Source organism: Halorubrum sp. SS7, assembly GCF_005435055.1.
Lineage (GTDB): Archaea > Halobacteriota > Halobacteria > Halobacteriales > Haloferacaceae > Halorubrum > Halorubrum salinarum.
Genome location: NZ_SGXV01000121.1, coordinates 1 through 1,067, shown reverse-complemented (window position 1 = coordinate 1,067; position 1,067 = coordinate 1). Strand labels below are relative to the sequence as shown.

Sequence of the window (1,067 nt, the reverse complement as noted above, 5' to 3'; positions counted from 1 at the left end):
AGAACAGCCCGAAGATGAATCCGACGCCCATGACGACGAGGACCGCCGCGGAGAACGCCGGCAGGTACGGGGCGTACTGTTCGACGCGCTCCTGCGAGCGGTGGTATCCCGCGATCAGGAGCAACGTCAGTCCGACGATACCCGCGATGACGGTGAGCGCGTAGGCGCTCATCAGTTCGAGACAGTAGTTCGACCCGGCACAGAGCGCGATGATCTCGAACTCCTCCTCGTGGGCGAACCCGAGGACGAACGCGAACCACGCGATGCCGAGGAGCCCCCGGTCGGTCCCCTCCTCGAGACCGCCGTGCGAGTGGGAGTGACCGCCGGCGAACGGCACAAACCCCTTCAGGCGGGCGTAGAGCCCGCCGCTTTCGTCGCCGTGGTCGTGCGAGTGATCGTGACCCCGGTCGTGAGGTCCGGCAGGATCATGGCTGTGGTCGTGATGGTCGCTCGGGTCATGATCGTGATGGTCGGTCGAATCACGGCTATGCTCGTGATCGTGCCCCTCGTCGTCGGTCCCGTGAGAGTGGCCGTGGAGGTACTCGCGGACCCCGAGAGCGATCAGCAGCACGCCGGCCACGAGGCTGACCGGACCACCGATCTGGACGGCGCCGAACACCGCGATCGGCTCGTTGACCTGCGTGAGATCGAAGTAGTTCTTCGCGTAGAAGAAGACCGCAACCATCGCGATGCTGCTGACGAGGTGGCCGAATCCGATGAGGAAACTCGCCGCGAACCCGTACACCCACTTGTTGGTTTGATCGAGCGCGTACGAGGCGGCGACCGGCCAGCCGTGGCCCGCGCCGAGGAGGACCGCACCCGCGAGCGGGCCGAGCAGTTCGCTTGGGAGCATCGTTCGCGTGACACTCGAAAACGACCGCGTTTAGCAGTTGTTACTACCGGACCGGGGGTATCGTCATAACGAGGTTCTTGTGCCCGCGGCGTTCACCACGAGACCGTGAGAACGAGTTTCAACATCCCCGACGAGGTGGTGGCGGAGTTCGATCGGGTATGGCGAGACGAGGGCATAGAGAATCGGTCGCGGGCGGTGCGAGAGGCGATGTTAG

General features: G+C 64.6%; 2 protein-coding genes. One reads left to right on the top strand and one right to left on the bottom strand.

Annotation, left to right across the window (positions count from 1 at the left end; genetic code table 11):
• Nucleotides 1–853 (bottom strand): hypothetical protein (locus EXE44_RS17020; protein WP_137717983.1); only part of this gene is annotated, 853 nt, incomplete at its 3' end.
• A 105-nt stretch (nt 854–958) separates the two neighbouring features.
• On the opposite strand from EXE44_RS17020, the gene EXE44_RS17015 reads away from it, so the two are divergent.
• On the top strand, nt 959–1,067 hold a 109-nt coding region (locus tag EXE44_RS17015), incomplete at its 3' end, for a CopG family ribbon-helix-helix protein (protein WP_137717982.1).